Origin of the sequence: Pseudoalteromonas sp. NSLLW218, assembly GCF_015864775.1 — a bacterium.
Taxonomy (GTDB): domain Bacteria; phylum Pseudomonadota; class Gammaproteobacteria; order Enterobacterales; family Alteromonadaceae; genus Pseudoalteromonas.
In genome coordinates this window covers 229,292-246,814 of record NZ_JADYWO010000008.1, presented here as the reverse complement: position 1 = coordinate 246,814, position 17,523 = coordinate 229,292, and the positions used below count along the sequence as shown (strand labels likewise).

Genomic DNA, 17,523 nt, shown 5'->3' with positions numbered 1-17,523 from the left:
CTGCATAATTAATTTTTACTTCCTCATCCGTTGGTATCGCAATGAAAATCATCTCGACTAATATTTCCAAAATTAAAACTCTTATTCATAATGGTAAAGAGGTGAAAACAGGAATATTTAAAACCCCAACTAACGAACCTGTAGTGATTGAAAAGCTAAACATTATAGGTGACGAGCAAGCTGATTTAGTTAATCACGGCGGGGTAGATAAAGCGGTATATGCTTTTTCGCACAATCATTATGAGTATTGGAAACAAACCCTCGAGAATGATAATTTGGCAGTAGGTGCCTTTGGCGAAAACTTCACGATTTCTGACCTAGATGAAGCGAATATACACATAGGTGACCATATTCGAATTGGTACTGCACTGCTTGAAGTAAGCCAGCCTCGTGTACCCTGTTTTAAATTAGCTATCGCGCTTAATAATACAAACAGCCTTAAACTGTTTACGCAGCATTACTGCACTGGTGTGTATTTTAGAGTACTAGAGCAAGGCGTTGCAAAAACGGGTGATAGTGTTGTTATCGAGAAGAAAGCCTCGCACGACATATCAGTTAAAAAACTGTTTCAGGCATTTTTTGATAAAAAATACGTAGGTTACGAAGACATACTTTTAGAAGCATTAGCTTTGCCAGAGCTTGCTGTAGAGTGGCAAGAAAAGCTAACAAAGAAGCTTGCTATAAAAAGCGAACAAAGCTAATCATAAATTGTTATTTATAGATCACCTAGTAAAAAAGATAAAGTCTGCTATACCTAAAGTTATAAATACTATAATTATTATAGTGTTATTTAAAAATTGTTGGGTTAGTAGCTAAAATAGGTGTCGTATATGAATATTTCAAGAAAACTGATGCTTATTGTAATATTAACTGCAGCAGAGATAAGCATTACTGTTTATTCTGCCTTTGAAATAGCTAAAGGGGCTAAGTTTCACCAACTTAACTTTCTTCATTTAAAATATGTTCATCAACTTACCAAATCAGTTAAAAAAATAGAAAACAATATCCCCATTGATATAAATACTATTGAGTCGGATATATTGTTAATTAGGCAACAGCCAATTGAGTGTGTTGAACAAATAAATCCGTTAAATTATGCTGTTATGAAAGTTATTAATACAGAGCATACATTAACAATCTGTGAAAACGATATTGAAATTGCTAATAAAGCCTTATTATCGGTTGCACAGTATAAAAAGGGGGAGCTTAGTAGAGACGCTTTTTTACTAAATCTTAATACTTCGCTAAGTGGCTTTAATAAAAACACTGAGCTGTTTGAGGAACCAATTAGAAAAACAGTATCGTTTATACTAATGACGTTAATTCCACTTGTTATAATTATATCTTTTTTTAATATTCTTTTTATAAGTTATCTTTCCCGAACTATATCCAGCTCAATTCGAAATCTAACTCTACTTTTATCAAGTAAGCCCGAAAGCAATATTAATCTAGACGATGAACTTGATATAAAAACGTCGGGTGAATTAAAAGCACTCGTTATTGCGGCCAGGCAGCGGGTTAAAAATGATCTTTTAAATATTGAAAACAGTATTGAACTTAAACAGATTATAAACAGCCAAACGGCGTCCCTGCAGCAAGCAAATGATGAACTTGCCCAGTTTGCTTATCGGGCTTCCCATGACCTAAAATCACCGCTGTCAGGGGCTAAATCCCTAGCGCATTTTGTTATTGAAGATATAAAAGAGGGAGACACAGAGGAGGCAAGCCGAAATGCATTGGTTATCTATCAGCAAATGGAAAAATTAGAAACACTTGTTGTTGATATTTTATTGTTAGCGAAAGCTGAAATTGGTAGTGAAGATAGAGATGTAATTGACTTTAATCAGTTAATTATTGATATGAAAGAACGACTGTCTTGGCTCATGAAAGATAATCCTTGTACGCTAGAAACAACAATTAACTTATCAGTACCTATAAAATCAGAAAAAGCACGTTTTGCCCAAATTATTGAAAACTTAATTTCAAACGGGTTGAAGTATTACGATAGAAACAAAGACTCACCTTATGTTCGCTGTGATATTTTTAATGAACAAGAGACGTTTTTTATTACTGTTACAGATAACGGATTGGGAATACCACAAAAGCATCAAAGTGAAGTGTTTGATATGTTTAAGCGATTTCATGCAGAGACAAGTACGGGTTCTGGTTTAGGGATGGCGCTGGTTAAAAAACATATTGAGTATTTAAATGGTGAAGTATCACTGCAAAGCTCTGATGAAGGTACGACGTTTAAAATAATAATACCAATGGATAAGCTAACATGACAAAAATAAAACCTCCTATATTAATTGTCGATGACAATGAAGTTGACCGGTACATTCTTAAAAGACTAATTAAAGAGGCTAAATTAGAGCTGACGATTTTTGAAAAGAAAGATGGTCAAGAAGCATTAGAATTTCTAGAAAATTATGAATCTAATAGAATAAAGTATCCGGATGGATTTCCTCCAATACTCATATTTTTGGACATCAATATGCCAAAAGTCAATGGTATTCAATTTTTAGAAGAATTTTCTAAACTAAGAAAGATGATAGAGATAAGCTCGTGTGTTGTTATGATGTTTAGCTCATCTGAAAGAGAAGAAGAAAAAAAGATTATAATGTCACACGATTTTGTAAAAGGTTACCTTGTAAAAGGAAGCTTTCAGGCAGCAGAATTAAAAGAAAAAGTCTTGGCTGTCATCGGCCAACACTTGGACAAACACAGCTGATTATTAGGTCTAAAAAACTCTAAACTTTTATTGCTTTCTGAGCCTGTGTGTCGTCGATATATTACTGTTACATTTACTAACTTAATTGTTTTTTATAGTTATTTAGTAGCAAGTTAATTTCGTTTGCAGGCATAGGCTTTGAAAATAGAAAACCTTGCAAGTAGTCTATATTCAATTTTTTACATAGCTGATGCTGGGCTTCAGTTTCGATACCCTCAGCTACTACAGAAAAATCTAGTTTTTTCAGCATTAAAGATAAGCTCTCGATTATTTTTAATCGCTTATTATTTTCCCCGCCTAACGATTGCATGCTTTTGTCTAATTTTACTATATCAATAGGGTAGGAAATAAGGTGAGATATGGATGAGTAACCCATACCAAAATCGTCCAAAGCAATCCTAAATCCTTTGTCAGATAAAGAAGTTAATATCTCAATCACTTCTTTACTGTTTTCCATAAAAGCTGTTTCTGTTATTTCAAGAATAATACTACTGGTTTTTAAATTATATTTTTCGACTGTATTTAATAGATACGTTTGTAAAAACTCTCTTTGTAGCTGTATAGGTGAAATGTTGATAGATAGAGTTAACGGCGTTTGGTAGTCTTTCTGCCACAAAGATAACTGCTCTAAAGCACTCGCGATTATCCATTTTCCTAGGGGTTCTATTAAGCGACATTCTTCAGCAATAGGGATAAACTCATCAGGAGTATAACTAACGGTTGAATCGGGCCAACGGATCAGTGCTTCAACACCTGTCATTATTTGTGTTTTTGAACAGTAAACTGGTTGATAAAAAAGCCTAAAGTTTTTTTCCTCTATATGCTCTTTTATACTATTTTGAATATCTACCCGGCGACTAAATTCGTATTGATATTGCTCTTTGTAGAAGCTGATTCTACTTTTACCACTTTGCTTTGAGCGATACATTGCAATGTCAGCGCATTTTAGCAGTTCATGCGATTCAGTCGCATCGTTTGGGTATAAAGCACTTCCTATACTAACACTGCAATTTAAAGTTCTACCTTCATGTAAAAAGGGTTTTGACACTTCAGCTAAAATTCTATTTGCTATCATACCTATTTGATTAATATTGCAAATCCCACCTATTATAACTGCAAATTCATCACCACCTAATCGAGCAAATCCTTCGTTTTGTCTTAGGCAACTATTAATTCTGTGCACGGTTTGTATTAAAATTTCGTCGCCGACACTATGCCCAAGCGTATCATTAATATTTTTGAAGTTATCTAAATCTAAAGCAAGTAACGCCACGCAGTTTTTAGCACGTTTATTATTGGCTATCATTACTTTTAGTATTTCTTCAAAATGATATCGATTGGACAAACCAGTAAGCTGATCCCTCTCAGCCATATGCTTAACAGCAAGATAACTGTTATGCATACGTTGCTCTGCTTCAAAACGTTTTTTTGCATATATAAGAGCCTTATTTAAACTGCTTCCTGTTATATCTCCTTTAGGTAAAAAGTCTTGAGCACCGGCTTCTATACACTCAATTGCCAAGGTTGAATTTTCTGAAGAGCTGATCATAATAATTGCGGTATTACCGAGTTTAGGTTTTTTGCGCATTTCAATTAGCATTTCAATACCGTCTTCTTTGGGCATATTATAATCAAGTAGTATTATATCAAAATGGTTGTTTTCAATTACTTTTAACCCTTCGCAAACGCATGTTACTTCAGTGATGTTATGAAGTTGAGAGTCGTCTGAAATAAGCATTTTTTTAATTAATTTGCGATCAACTAAGTCATCATCAACAATTAAAATATTCATACGTTCCTTCTAAGAGCAACATCAACATGATGCTCGTGTATAATTGATAATTTCATAGTTAAAATTTTGGCCAATAAATAGTGAATGTACTGCCAAGCTTTCCATCGGAGGCTACTTCAATTTTTCCCCTGTAATTAATAATGAGCTTATTGGCAATGCAGAGTCCAATGCCGCTACCTTCAACGTCATCTCGAGATTGTAATGTTTGAAATAACTTAAATATGAGTGAAAAATATTTAGGGTCAATTCCAGGGCCATTATCTTTTATTTCAATAATGTAATATTGATTAGAGGGGATAAGTGAAATATCGATAACCGGGTGCTCTTTATTGTTATGCTTTATTGCATTACTAATAAGATTTTGAAAAACAGTTTTAAAAGGGATTAGCGGTATATCGAGTACTTCGTTGTTGGCATGTATATCAACAGTGACAGTCTGTGGAACTTCTAAAATTTGTTCTACATCTTGGTAAATACTTTCTAAAGATATGTTTGCACGCGTTGAATCACAGCTATTTATTCTTGAGTAGCTTAGTAAATCCTCTAGTAGTACTTGCATTCTATTAGCCCGGCTGAGCACAAGCTGAAAGTTTTCGAGGTGCTCTTGAGGGAGTAAATCTTTACAGTCATCATAAATCCACTCTAATAAACGCTTTATAGCATTTAATGGTGACTTTAGATCGTGAGAAGCAATACTGGTAAATTCATCAAGTTCATCACTCACTTTTTGTAATTTTTTGAGTAGGCGATCTTTTTCAATTTCGTCTTCTTTGTTTTGCTCAAAAATTGTTGAGTGAAACTTAGAACTGTTTATTTTTTCTAATTGTTTTTTACGTTGGATTAACTGGTTTACAAAGTTTTTTTGTAAACTATTTAAGATTGATTGCTCTTTTTCTGTAAGTAGTGAATCACTTGCTCGGTCAAATATAAACCATCCAAACTTAAGGCCTGAGGGCAAAATGATAGGCGATATAACTCTGAATATTTTAGGATTAGACTCGATAATCGATTCACTAAAAACGTCATTAGGTAGTTGTTCTTTAGCTACTGTTATTTTTGAACCGAATTTATATAGCTCAATGATACGTTGAGGCAGGTTAGCAACAATAGAGAGTGCGGTAGTATCAAAAATGTTTAAAACAAGCTCAGCAATGCATTCTAAGCTTGTTTGAATGTCATTATCAAGAGAGGTAGTTAATTGCTGCTCATCTATTAATGATACACCTTCTATATAACTCTCTACATTGGGCATTCAAACTCCTACAACAGTATTAAATAAATATGCCTCATTAAAATGAGATGCAACAAATGATTAACTTATTGTAGTTGATTATTTTGAATGTGTTGAATAATTATACTTTAAAAATTAACGCCAAATTAGAGCCTTACCTTATTATAGTTAGTAGGTTATAAATCTATATTTAAATAAGGTAAAATTCAGTCTGGGCGTGGAGTCTGTAACTGGACAAATAAGTATTATGTAGGGTAGTGTTCTTACTAAACACCAACACGCCCTAATAAAAAGAGCATATTTAATCGCTCATTTGTATAATTTTTTGCGCTACGCTAAATAAGGTTTTATGCGTATCCATCGCTTGTTTTTGTAGCTGTTTATGGGCTTGCTCTTCAGTGAGTTTTAATTGCTCAATAAGTATGTACTTGGCTTGATGAATAACTTTTTGCTCACTAATAACTTTTTTGGCATCAAGTAACGCTTGGTTTATTTGTTTAATATGTTGGCTTTGCTCGATAATTAAATCGTACATACTTTTATTACTATTGAGCTTATCGGCCGCAATGTTTTGGCTTACTTCTGGCTCTGGTTGCTTAATAGCTAATTGCCCAAAAGTAGGGGCTATGTGTTGCTCTGCCATATTGTTAAGTACCTGTTTATTTGTATTTAAGCTACGTTGAGCACAGGCTATTTGCATTGCTGCGGTATCAATTAACTGATCTGCTATATTTTGTTCAATTTTATGCATTATATCTATGCGCGTAGTGGTTACCTCGTACCATACTTCGCTCAGTTGTGAGAGCGGTTGAGCGTTCTCATCATCGAGCTTTTGCAGTAAACTTCTCAGTTGCTCTACCTGATTATTAACCTGATGTGTTGTTAGTGTGTCAAAACATTTTAAAAGGTGCGCATCGGCGTATTCATTAAAAAAGTCAAAACTGTGGTTTTGCTCTTGTACAAAATGCGCGAGTTGTTGTTTTTGCTCTGTGGTAAATTTACTCGCTGCAAATGCTTGAGCACCACATGCTCGCTCTTGTCCTGCGTATTCTTTACCTTGCATAAAATTAAAAAATGCGACTAATAAGCGCGTTATTTTGGGATCGCTTGCGCCATCGGCTGCCTCTAAAATAATATTGAGTAAACTAGCAATTAACTGAGTGAATGACTGAGTAGCATGCACTGCACTAATATTTTGTTGTGCTATTTGGTTTCGCAAGACGGGTAATGCGTCGAGTGCTTGCAAGCTATACGTAATTAAATTAAATAACCGAGTATGGCCAGTATCGGCGTTGTCGTTTATAAATGTTTGCTTAAGTGAATCATAAAAATCAGTTTGTGCGCTGTTGCTTAAAGGGATCTGCTCTTGTAATTGGCTTTTGAATCGCTCGCGATTTGAGGCCAAAAATATATTACTCATCGCGCGCTCTTTTTGTAACTGGTGTACAAAATCGCCTAATTTAGTAAGCGAGGCACAACTGTTTTGTAATTGCTTTAGGGCATGTATTTCTTGATATTTAGCCGCTAATAAAAACTGTTTTGTGAGAGGATTGCTTGTCGCCATTGGTATTATTCCACACTTTTTTGTTTTTAAAGTGCAACCACTGTTCCAATCATTAATAAATTTCATCATTGAATTTAAAATCAAGCTAATACAATTGCTTAAAGTATAATTTTTGTTTATCACTGTATTTCTATAATTTAAATTGCCATTACTTTTAACTTATTTGGTGCATTTAAACATGTTATTGCACACAACTTGAACCCAAATTAAAAACAAAAAAAGCGCCTACTCCTGGGGAGGTAGTAAGCGCGAAAAGTGCATTATTCATTATCTATCATGCGTTAACATTAATACTGTTTAGTAACTCTGGGCTGATAGCCATTTTATGATTTATTACTTCGCCAATCATAATTAGGGTAGGGCCTTGAAGGTTGTGTTTAGCATGTTCATTTACAACATGCTCAAGCGTACTGGTAATTACTTTTTGCTTAGTGGTAGTGGCATTTTCTATTAGTGCAATGGGTGTATTACTTGGCCAGCACACTGATTGCAAACCGTTGCTTAGCGATTGTAAGCGCGAAAGCCCCATATAAACCACTAAAGTAGGGTTGTTGTTTCCTGGCATAAACGCGTAATTTTGCCAATGAGGTTGCTTGTTAGGATCGGCAAACTGCGCCGTTAAAAATGTAACACTACGCGCTACATCGCGTGCTGTTAGCGGAATACCTGTATAAGCAGAAGTAGCACAAGCCGTTGTTACACCCGGAACAATCGCAAAATTAATATTATGCTTAGTTAGCGCATCGGCTTCTTCGTTAATACGTGCAAATATACTCGGATCGCCGCCTTTTAAACGCACTACGTTTAAGCCTTGTTGTGCGTATTTAACCAGTAGTTCGCAAATGTTAGCTTGGGTCATCGAATGCTTACCAGCACGTTTACCTACAAATACTCGCTGTGCTTTTTTAGGAAGCGTTTTTAATAAATCATCGCTTACTAACCAATCGTATAAAACAACATCGGCGGTATTAATTAATCGCTGCGCTTTTACCGTAATTAGCTCAGCGTCTCCTGGACCCGCACCAATTATATAAACATTGCCGCTTTTAGCACTGCGACTATTTGAGCTCGTTAACTTAGCAACAAGCTTATTTAGCCACACGTTTTCAATACCCGAAAAATAAGACAATACACTCATACTATTTTCCCCTAAGCCACAGCTGTTGTAACTTTTGGTTCAGAGCTTATAAATACACTTCCATCTTCAATTTTTGCATTAAAAACCGGTAAGTGTATTGCTTCTGCTTCTAAACATTCGCCTGTTTCTAGGCAAAAGTGTTGCTTATATAAAGGCGATGCGACAACTAATTTATTGTCGATTGAGCCAATAATGCCACGTGATAATACATTAGCTTTGCCAATTGGGTCGTAGTTACTAATAGCAAACACAGCCGTTGGATTTTGTGGAATGTAAAAAATAGCCACTTGCTGATTATTAACTAATGCACATACGCCGCTATTAGCCACTAGGTTGTCGATTGTTCCAATATTATGCCAAGACATCATCTTGCTCCTCTTCAACTTCCATTACTGGAATACGGTTTTGTGTATTACGTTGCTCACGTTTTTCGGCTTCTGTAGCAGGGCGAATTTGGTTACGCTCTTGCACAAATAGAATGTTGTCGTCGGTTTCGGGGCTATTAACAAACTGGCGGAATCGTTTGGCAGCATCTGGGTTTTCAATTGCTTTTTTCCACTCACACGCATAGGTTTGTGTAATTAATTCCATTTGCGCTTCTAACTCGTCGCAAATACCTAAGCTGTCGTCAATAACTACGCTTTTAAGGTAGTCTAAACCGCCTTCAAGATTTTCCATCCATACCGATGTACGCTGTAATTTGTCAGCCGTTTTAATGTAAAACATAATTACGCGGTCAATGTATTTAATCAGTGTTGGTGTGTCTAAATCGGTCGCAAATAAATCAGCATGGCGAGGGCGCATACCGCCATTACCACACACGTATAAGTTCCAGCCGTTTTCGGTGGCTATAATGCCAATATCTTTACTTTGTGCTTCGGCGCATTCGCGGGTACAACCCGATACCGCCATTTTAAATTTATGCGGTGCACGTAACCCTTTGTAGCGGTTTTCAATTTCAATTGCGTGTCCAACGCTGTCTTGCACACCATAACGACACCACGTACTACCTACACACGATTTAACGGTTCTGAGTGACTTACCATAGGCATGACCGGTCTCAAATCCGGCTTCTATAAGTCGCTCCCAAATAACAGGAAGCTCTTCTAAGCGTGCACCAAATAAATCAATACGCTGACCGCCAGTGACTTTGCAGTACAGGTTAAAATCTTTTGCTACTTGTCCAATTACAATGAGTTTGTCGGGCGTTATTTCGCCACCCGCAATACGCGGTACCACAGAGTACGAGCCATCTTTTTGCATATTTGCTAGGTACGTATCGTTAGTGTCTTGTAAGCCAACATGAGCGGGCTCTAAAATGAAGTCGTTCCATGTTGAAGCTAAAATAGAGGCAATGGCAGGTTTACATATTTCACAGCCATGACCGCTACCGTGTTTAGTTAGTAAGTCATCAAAGCTTTTAATGCTTTCTACTTTTACTATGTGCAGTAGTTCTTGGCGTGAATACGCAAAGTGCTCACATACATGGTTGTTTACTTCAACACCACGACTTGCTAATTCGTTATCAACAACAGATTTTAATAACGCAGCACAACCGCCACAGCCGCTAGCTGCTTTAGTGCATGATTTTACTGAGGCTAAATCGCACGAGCCGCCATCAATTGCACCTACAATGTCGCCTTTACTCACATTGTGACACGAACAAATAGTGGCGGTGTCGGGTAGGGCACTGCCCGATAACGACGGCGCGCCGCCGCTGTCTGGTAAAATTAAACACTCAGGGTTTTCTGGTAAGTCCATGTCGTTAAGCATGTACTGTAATAAAGTATCGTAATCGCTGGTATCGCCAACAAGTACAGCGCCCAGTAATTTATCGCCTTTTTCACTTAGTATTATTTTTTTATAACAGCCGCGAATAGCATCTTGATATATAAGTTCTTTACAGTCTGGCGTCTTTGCGTGAGCGTCGCCAATTGAGCCTACTTCTACGCCTAACAACTTAAGCTTTGTGCTCATATCAGCACCTAAAAACTCAAGCTCGCCACCACTTAACTGGCTCGCTGCAACGCGCGCCATGTTGTAACCCGGTGCAACTAAACCAAATAGTTTTTTGTCCCACAGGGCACATTCACCAATGGCTAAAATATCAGGATCTGACGTTTGGCATTGGTTATTAATAATAATACCGCCGCGTTCACCAAGCTCTAAATTAGCAATTTTAGCTAGCTGATCATACGGGCGAATACCGGCAGAGAATAAAATTAGGTCTGTTTCTAAAAATGTTTCGTCCGAAAAATTTAATCTAAAGCGACTCGTTTCGCCTTTTACTATTTCGCTGGTTGCCTTTGATGTATGTACCGTTACGCCAAGTTTTTCTATTTTATTTTTTAGTAGCGTACCGCCTTGCCCGTCGAGTTGAACAGCCATAAGTTGTGGTGCAAATTCAACTACGTGGGTATCAAGCCCCAGTTGCTTAATGGCATTTGCAGCTTCAAGCCCCAACAAACCACCGCCAATAACAACACCGCTTTTACTTACAGCCGCACTGGCTTTTATTTGTTCTAAATCTTCTAATGTGCGATACACCAAACAATGAAGTTGGTCGTTACCTTTTATAGGCGGCACAAACGGAAATGAACCTGTTGCCAATATAAGTTTGTCGTACGGGTATTGCTCACCTGTTAATGTGGTCACTATTTTTGCTGTTCTATCAATGCCTTCAACCCACTGGCTAGTATGCACATTAATATTAAGCTGTTTGTAGTTGTCGTGAGTGGTAAGTGCTAAATCGGCGGCGGTTTTGCCATCAAATACACTTGATAAGTACACGCGATCGTATGCAAGATTTGCTTCTCCGCAAAGTACAGTAATGTCTGCGTTGGCATCGCTTTGGCGCATTTGCTCAACAAAGTGGTGTCCGACCATACCATTACCAATAATGAGTATTTTTTGCGAGGTTTGCATAGGGCATTCCTTAAAGTGACGGTTTAAATACAAATAACAAAAAAGCCCGCCACAAATACGCATTATGCATAACTGTGTGCGGGCTTCTTTGCCGATGGTTGCTAATAGCTATTGTGCTCACAACCTAAATTTTTGCCGTAAGTAAAACGGGCTTGTTAATAGAATGTTTGCAAAAATACAGCCAGTTTTTTAAGTTATTGTTTAAATAGTATTTAATGTGTTTTTAGAGTGAAGATAAAACCTATTTTGTTATATGTTGGTGCGCGTCTGGCACTAAGAGGGTGCAAGTATTGTCATTGTTTTGTGCATTATCAGTCAATAAAACACCCATTATCATTCATTGTGTATTGCGTTAAATTTAACCCATGAAATATGCACACGAATTACGAGCAAAATGATAAACACAAACTCAATAGATGCTTCACCTTTTCATGAAGGCGAGCTGGCAATACAAGACAAACTCGGTAAACGAGAAATAATGGCAACATTTGGCAAACGTGCTGTGCGCTCATTTATGCCAGAGCAGCATCAAGCCTTTTTTGAGCAGTTACCATTTGTGGTTGCAGGCAGTGTTGATGAAAACGCTAATCCGTGGGTATCTATTGTTTCAGGGCAGTCAGGCTTTTTAAGCTCACCCACACCCTCGTCGTTATTAATGACCCACGCGGTTGATAAAAACGACCCCTTACATAACACGTTAAATATTGCCGGCTCGCCAATTGGTTTATTAGGCATTGAGCTAAGCACGCGTAGACGTAACCGTTTAAATGTGCGCGTAGGTGAGGTAATTAGTGATTATCAGGTGAGTTTTAGTGTTGATCAATCCTTTGGAAATTGCCCGCAGTATATTCAAACGCGCGACTTAGTGTTCAACACAGACCCTTTACTTAAAAGTAATGCACTGCAAAAAGTTGAATTTAATACACTTGATAACGCAACTGGTGTGTTAATTGACACCACCGATACATTTTTTGTATCGAGTTTTATAACCGCTAAAAACAACCCAAAAATTGAAGGTGTTGATGTTTCTCACCGTGGTGGGTTGCCGGGCTTTATAAAGCGCGAAGGCAACACATTAACGATTCCTGATTACGCAGGTAACAATTTTTTTAATACCTTGGGTAACTTTTTATTAAACCCAAAAGCAGGTTTGTTATTTCCTGATTTTGACACAGGTAATGTATTAATGCTTACCGGCAGCGTTGAAATTTTATGGGACGGGCACCCAGAGCTTGAAGGCTTTATTGGCGCAGACCGAGGCTGGAAATTTACCCTCACTAAAGGGATGTGGCTTAAAAACTTACTCCCGTTTAGTGCTAAATTTGATGCTTACTCACCTAACACTAAAATGACAGGCACATGGCTTGAAGCTGATAAAAACAAACAAGCCGAAAAACTAAAACATACTTGGCACCCTTTAAAAGTAACTAAAATAATTAAAGAAAGTGATGTAATTACCTCCTTTTATTTAGAAGGGCATAACAATACAACCTTGTTACCGTTTAAAGCTGGGCAGCACTTAACCGTACAAATACCAAGTAAAAATAGTAGCAATAACAGTAATAGTAAACCTGTTATTAGAACCTACACCGTGTCATCGAGCCCTCATGAACTATTTTATCGGTTATCGATTAAAAAAGAGCTCAGTGGCGAGGTGTCTAACTACTTTCATAATAACGTAAAAGTAGGCGACGTTATTTTAGCTAAATACCCACAAGGGCAGTTTTTTATTGACCCAGCAAGCGCTAAACCTGCGGTATTAATTGGTGGCGGAATAGGTATTACACCGATGATCTCAATGGCTAAACACATTACCCATGAAGGGTTAAGAACCCGCTATACTCGCCCGTTGCATATTTTTCATAGTGCTAAAAATAAACAGCAGCGTGCGTTTTATAACGAGCTAAAAACGCTTGCAGATACGAGTGGCGGCGCAATTGATTACTACTCACTTTTATCGCAGCCTGAGCTTGATGAAAAACAAGACGATGGCTTTGATTTAAAAGATGAGAGCTTTAATTTAAAAGACGAGGGCTTTGATTTAAAAGGGCGCATAAATGCGGATGTGTTTAGGTATTATTTACCACTTGATGATTACGAGTTCTTTTTATGCGGACCGCAAGCGTTTATGCAGCACGTATATAACGAGCTGTTATTACTCGGTGTGCAGGACAAAAACATATTTGCTGAAGCATTTGGACCCTCCAGTATTAAGCGCAAAGTACTTAACACAAGTGAAGCGCCTAATAAAAGCAACGAGGTTAGCGTTGAAGAGGCTGACAACACTGTAATTAAGTTTAGTAAATCGGGCTTTGAACAGCGCTGGAATAAAGGCGACAACACTATACTTAATGTAGCCGAAGCTCATGGTTTAGAACCTGAGTTTGGTTGTCGAAACGGCAGCTGCGGCAGTTGCGCTGTAAAAATAAATGCAGGCGCTGTGGTTTATCGAGATAACGTAAGTTACCCGATAGAGCCGGAGCTGGCGCTGATTTGCTGCGCCGTACCGGCTAAAGGCGTTGATGAACTTGATTTAGAGCTGTAGTGTTTTGAAATGCAGCTCTAAATACAGTAACTAAACTTGAGAATTAAAGTTCTGAGGAGTCCAGCTTGTTACAACCTACTTAATATAATCAAAAATTGAAAATACCTATAAATTATTTATCGCAGTATGAAGTCTCGTAATAATTATCGGCTTTAAAATAGTTTTATAGTCACTTGTTATGTATTTAAGCATTAATATATTGAGGTACTTTTTGTTTAAATAGTTTGATTAGAGCTGGTTCCATATATTCATAATCATCTGGAATGCTTAAACATATGACACGTTGTTCTTTTAAATGCTTTTTAAAATATGTACGCAGCTTCTTTATCTGTGCTTGCTCCATGACAAAAATATAATGGGCCCAAACAACATCGTCAACGCCTAAAGGTATTTCTGCATTATTATTTAATCCTGCAGAGCGAACATTAACATTTGGTAAATCTGAGAATATGGATTCTGCAGTTGGGCTTCTTAGTTTATTTTGACTACATATAAAGAGTAAGTTCATCTACTTCCTTAGAGAAACATATAACGTCTGCTTAAACGGGCTAAAAAATGGGTTGTAATGATCGACGTACTTAAATGGAACAATGGTGAACAGAAGTATTTTTAAAAGTTTTTATCTTTCTAATTATATAGATTTAGTTTCCCTTTGTTAATTAGAACTCTAATAAAATCGGAAAAGCGTTTCACGTCACTTATGTTCCCATAGGAGTATCTCGGTATTCTTTCTCGAATAAATTCAATTCAGATCTTCCTCTAGCATATACCTATTTTATTAGAGGACATTTTCTTTACTTTCTAATGGAAAAATCCATATACCCTATGAAATTCTACAAATAGCAAATAGCGTAACCTATTGCCAATTATAAATATTATTCACTAAACTTCTAATCTCACTTAAACAAACACACAAAAAAGAGGCTTAATAGCCTCTTAAAAAATAGTATTAAAAACTTAAAACACTAAGCGAGCAAACCCGCTTTTGTTTCAGGCATTGCTATAAAACCATCAAGTTTGCGAATGTTGCTTAACCATCTTAAAATATTTGGGTATTGCTCAAGTGATACGCCGCCCTCTGGTGCGTGTGCTATGTACGAAAAGTTGGCAATGTCGGCAATGGTTGGCTGAGTACCTACTAAGTATTCGCGGTTTTGCAAGTACGCATCCATTGTTTTAAATAATGTATGGGCAATGTTTATCGCGTTTTGATGATCAAGCTCTGCGCCAAATACAGTGACTAAACGCGCCGAACACGGACCTGAAGCCACAAGTCCTGCAGCAACACTCAACCAGCGCTGAATGTGCGCTTGAACAGTAACATCTTCAGGGTACCAGGTTCTGTTAGCATCAAATTTTTGTGCTAAGTACACTAAAATAGCGTTTGAATCGTTAATAATGTCGTCGTTGTTTTTAAGTACCGGTACTTGTCCAAAAATATTCATTTTTAGAAAGTCAGTTTGTTTTTGTGCGCCGTCTTGCAGTGCAACATCAACCATATTTACATCAAGCTTTAAAAGCGATGTAAATAGCTCTGCACGATGAGAATGACCAGATAAAGTAAAACGGTATAGCGTTAGGTTGCTCATGGGTTGTCCTGTTTTTTAATTTGAATAGTGGTTTTTAATAACGCTATTCTTTCACTATTATCCGTTTTGAAAAACCGAGCTAGTAAGGAATAAATGTCAATGCTATATTGACAATCATGGATACTATTATTGGCATTAAAACAATCATAGCGGTTGTTGAAACAGGCTCTTTTACAGCCGCAGGCGATAGACTAGGGCTCTCAAAGGCACTGGTTAGTAAGTACGTGGGCATTGTAGAGCAAGACTTAGGAGTTAGATTATTTAACCGCTCCACGCGCAGAATTTCGATTACCGAAGCGGGGCAAAGTTATTACGCAAGCGTAGTGCCTGTAATTGAAAGCTACAGCGAAATGCTCGATAACTTATCGGGTCAAACAGCGCTTGCTAGCGGCAAGCTTAGGGTGAGTGCGCCGGTTTCGTTTGGTGAATCAAACCTTGCGCCGTTAATGCCTGAGTTACTGAGCCGTTATCCTGATTTAAGTATTGATCTAGTGCTTTCAGACAAAACAATTGATTTGCTAGAAGAGGGGGTTGATTTAGCAATTAGAATTGGCAGTGTGTCTGACTCTAATTTAATTGCGCGGCAAATTACCAGTTACCCCTTAATTTTATGTGCATCAGCCGATTATATTCAGCGTTTTGGTGCACCAGCGAGTGTTAACGAGCTTGAACAACACGCCACGGTGATTGATAGCAATTTTAAAATAGGTCGCCATTGGCCTCTAGTTTCACCTAGTGGCGAGGCATTAACGGCAAATGTAAACTCGCGAGTATCAGTTAATAATCCACAAGCTGTAAAAGAGGTGGTTGTAGCGGGTGGTGGTATTGGTTTAATTCCTGAAATAGTGGTGAGAGACGATATTGCATCGGGTAAGCTTGTGCAGGTTATGCGGGACTATAAAACCTTTGAGTTTGGTTTATTTGCTATTTATCCGCATAGGAAGTTTGTTGCTCAAAAGGTTACGTCGTTTATTCAATTTTTATTTGAAAAGTTTGAAGCTAAAAAGTAAAGCCACTCTAAACCTTACTTTAAATTTAAAACTAAAACTAAGCCAAAAACAAAAAGCCTAAAATCAGTTAAGTGATTTTAGGCTTTTTGTATGGGATTCTAAAACTTATTTAAAACCAATCCTTATTTAAAAATGGTCCTTACTTTAAAATAACCACTGGCCCATCGCTGTTTTCGAGCATTTTAATGGTGTTACTACCTACAAAAAACTGCCTTAGTTTAGAGTGCCCAAACGCACCCATTACAATTAACTCTACATTATTTTGCTCTTTGTATTGCATTAGCGAGTCAAAAATATTGCCTTCTAAAAAGCTTGCTGACACTTCAAACCCCATACTGAGAAGTTTATGCTGCGCGTTAATAAACTTTTCTTCGAGGTCTTTTTCGTTATTTTTGATACTCACTAAATGACAATGTAAGCCATGTAGCAATCCGCCATCAATCACTTGTTGCAGTGCTTTGTCGGCTGTTTCTCGACCATCGTACGCAATCATGAATGATTCAGGTTGTTTAAATGTTTCAGGAATAAGTAATATAGGCTGAGTAGCATTACGTACTAAGGTTTCTATATGTGAGCCCAGCACTGCAAAACTATTACTATGTCCCGCACCATTTTGCCCAATAACAATAAGGCGTGTATCGTCTTTAAAGTCTATAACGGTGTTGAGTAAGTTACCGTGACGTTTTATTAATTCAAAATTAGTAATACCTGCCGATTTAGCATGCTCACTTACAGAACGTAATAATTCGTCAGCCATTTTTAAATTTACTTTACCGCGATGCTCGTCAAGTTTAACCATCTCATCAAGCAATGTTGATTGCGCGCCAAGCCCAATATTCCCCGAGTAGTCGCCGATATTAGTTTGTTGCGTTTTTTCAATTGTATGCACAAAACAAATTGGTTTATTGAGCTTTTTTGAAGCCCAAATAGCAGCATCGGTTACATTTTTAGTAATGGCTGAGCCATCTACATAAGTAATTATTTTAGTCATTACATTC

The 17,523-nt window shown here is 37.3% G+C and carries 14 protein-coding genes; 5 read left to right on the top strand and 9 right to left on the bottom strand.

The genetic code is table 11. The annotated features are described in order from the left end of the window. The first annotated feature begins 41 nt into the window (after positions 1-41). The 3 genes from I6E80_RS14230 to I6E80_RS14220 all read left to right on the top strand — a co-directional run bounded on the left by I6E80_RS14230 (position 42) and on the right by I6E80_RS14220 (position 2,731). Entirely contained in the window at positions 42-701 is a 660-nt protein-coding gene (locus I6E80_RS14230; protein WP_197185822.1) for an MOSC domain-containing protein, read from the top strand. A gap of 129 nt (positions 702-830) precedes the next feature. Beyond that, on the top strand, positions 831-2,285 hold the full coding sequence (locus tag I6E80_RS14225; protein ID WP_197185821.1) for an ATP-binding protein: 1,455 nt from the start codon (positions 831-833) through the stop codon (positions 2,283-2,285). Next, positions 2,282-2,731 carry a response regulator gene (locus I6E80_RS14220; protein ID WP_024597980.1) on the top strand — a complete coding sequence of 150 codons (450 nt, stop codon included), beginning with the start codon at positions 2,282-2,284 and terminating at the stop codon, positions 2,729-2,731. Before I6E80_RS14225 ends, I6E80_RS14220 begins: the two co-directional genes overlap by 4 nt. A gap of 76 nt (positions 2,732-2,807) precedes the next feature. On the opposite strand, the gene I6E80_RS14215 is transcribed toward I6E80_RS14220, so the two are convergent. From I6E80_RS14215 to nirB, 6 genes are all read right to left on the bottom strand, one after another. Further along, positions 2,808-4,523: a GGDEF domain-containing response regulator gene (locus I6E80_RS14215; RefSeq protein WP_197185820.1), complete on the bottom strand. Its 1,716-nt coding sequence runs from the start codon at positions 4,521-4,523 to the stop codon at positions 2,808-2,810. A 58-nt stretch (positions 4,524-4,581) separates the two neighbouring features. Beyond that, complete coding sequence (locus I6E80_RS14210) at positions 4,582-5,775, bottom strand: ATP-binding protein (RefSeq protein ID WP_197185819.1); 1,194 nt, start codon at positions 5,773-5,775, stop codon at positions 4,582-4,584. A 280-nt stretch (positions 5,776-6,055) separates the two neighbouring features. Next, a complete protein-coding gene (locus I6E80_RS14205; RefSeq protein ID WP_197185818.1) occupies positions 6,056-7,318 on the bottom strand; it encodes a nitrate- and nitrite sensing domain-containing protein in 1,263 nt (420 codons plus the stop codon). 274 nt (positions 7,319-7,592) lie between these two features. Beyond that, entirely contained in the window at positions 7,593-8,456 is an 864-nt protein-coding gene (gene cobA, locus I6E80_RS14200; protein WP_197185817.1) for a uroporphyrinogen-III C-methyltransferase, read from the bottom strand. Between the two features lie 11 nt (positions 8,457-8,467). Next, entirely contained in the window at positions 8,468-8,821 is a 354-nt protein-coding gene (gene nirD / locus I6E80_RS14195; protein ID WP_002959861.1) for a nitrite reductase small subunit NirD, read from the bottom strand. Continuing rightward, positions 8,808-11,381 carry a nitrite reductase large subunit NirB gene (gene nirB, locus I6E80_RS14190; protein ID WP_197185816.1) on the bottom strand — a complete coding sequence of 858 codons (2,574 nt, stop codon included), beginning with the start codon at positions 11,379-11,381 and terminating at the stop codon, positions 8,808-8,810. The genes nirD and nirB overlap by 14 nt, the downstream gene beginning before the upstream one ends. Positions 11,382-11,775: 394 nt before the next feature. Here nirB and I6E80_RS14185 point away from each other — a divergent pair, with 394 nt between their 5' ends. Continuing rightward, positions 11,776-13,926 carry a pyridoxamine 5'-phosphate oxidase family protein gene (locus tag I6E80_RS14185; protein ID WP_197185815.1) on the top strand — a complete coding sequence of 717 codons (2,151 nt, stop codon included), beginning with the start codon at positions 11,776-11,778 and terminating at the stop codon, positions 13,924-13,926. Positions 13,927-14,110: 184 nt separating this feature from the next. On the opposite strand, the gene I6E80_RS14180 is transcribed toward I6E80_RS14185, so the two are convergent. Together I6E80_RS14180 and I6E80_RS14175 are read right to left on the bottom strand one after the other, a co-directional pair. Then, a complete protein-coding gene (locus I6E80_RS14180; RefSeq protein WP_197185814.1) occupies positions 14,111-14,434 on the bottom strand; it encodes a low molecular weight protein tyrosine phosphatase family protein in 324 nt (107 codons plus the stop codon). 457 nt (positions 14,435-14,891) lie between these two features. Then, positions 14,892-15,515, bottom strand: a complete 624-nt coding sequence (locus I6E80_RS14175; protein ID WP_197185813.1) for a glutathione S-transferase — start codon at positions 15,513-15,515, stop codon at positions 14,892-14,894. Positions 15,516-15,631: 116 nt separating this feature from the next. Here I6E80_RS14175 and I6E80_RS14170 point away from each other — a divergent pair, with 116 nt between their 5' ends. Next, a complete protein-coding gene (locus I6E80_RS14170) occupies positions 15,632-16,525 on the top strand; it encodes a LysR family transcriptional regulator (protein ID WP_197185812.1) in 894 nt (297 codons plus the stop codon). Between the two features lie 139 nt (positions 16,526-16,664). Here I6E80_RS14170 and I6E80_RS14165 read toward each other — a convergent pair whose 3' ends face one another. Further along, positions 16,665-17,516 carry a universal stress protein gene (locus I6E80_RS14165; RefSeq protein ID WP_197185811.1) on the bottom strand — a complete coding sequence of 284 codons (852 nt, stop codon included), beginning with the start codon at positions 17,514-17,516 and terminating at the stop codon, positions 16,665-16,667. Between the last annotated feature and the right edge of the window lie 7 nt (positions 17,517-17,523).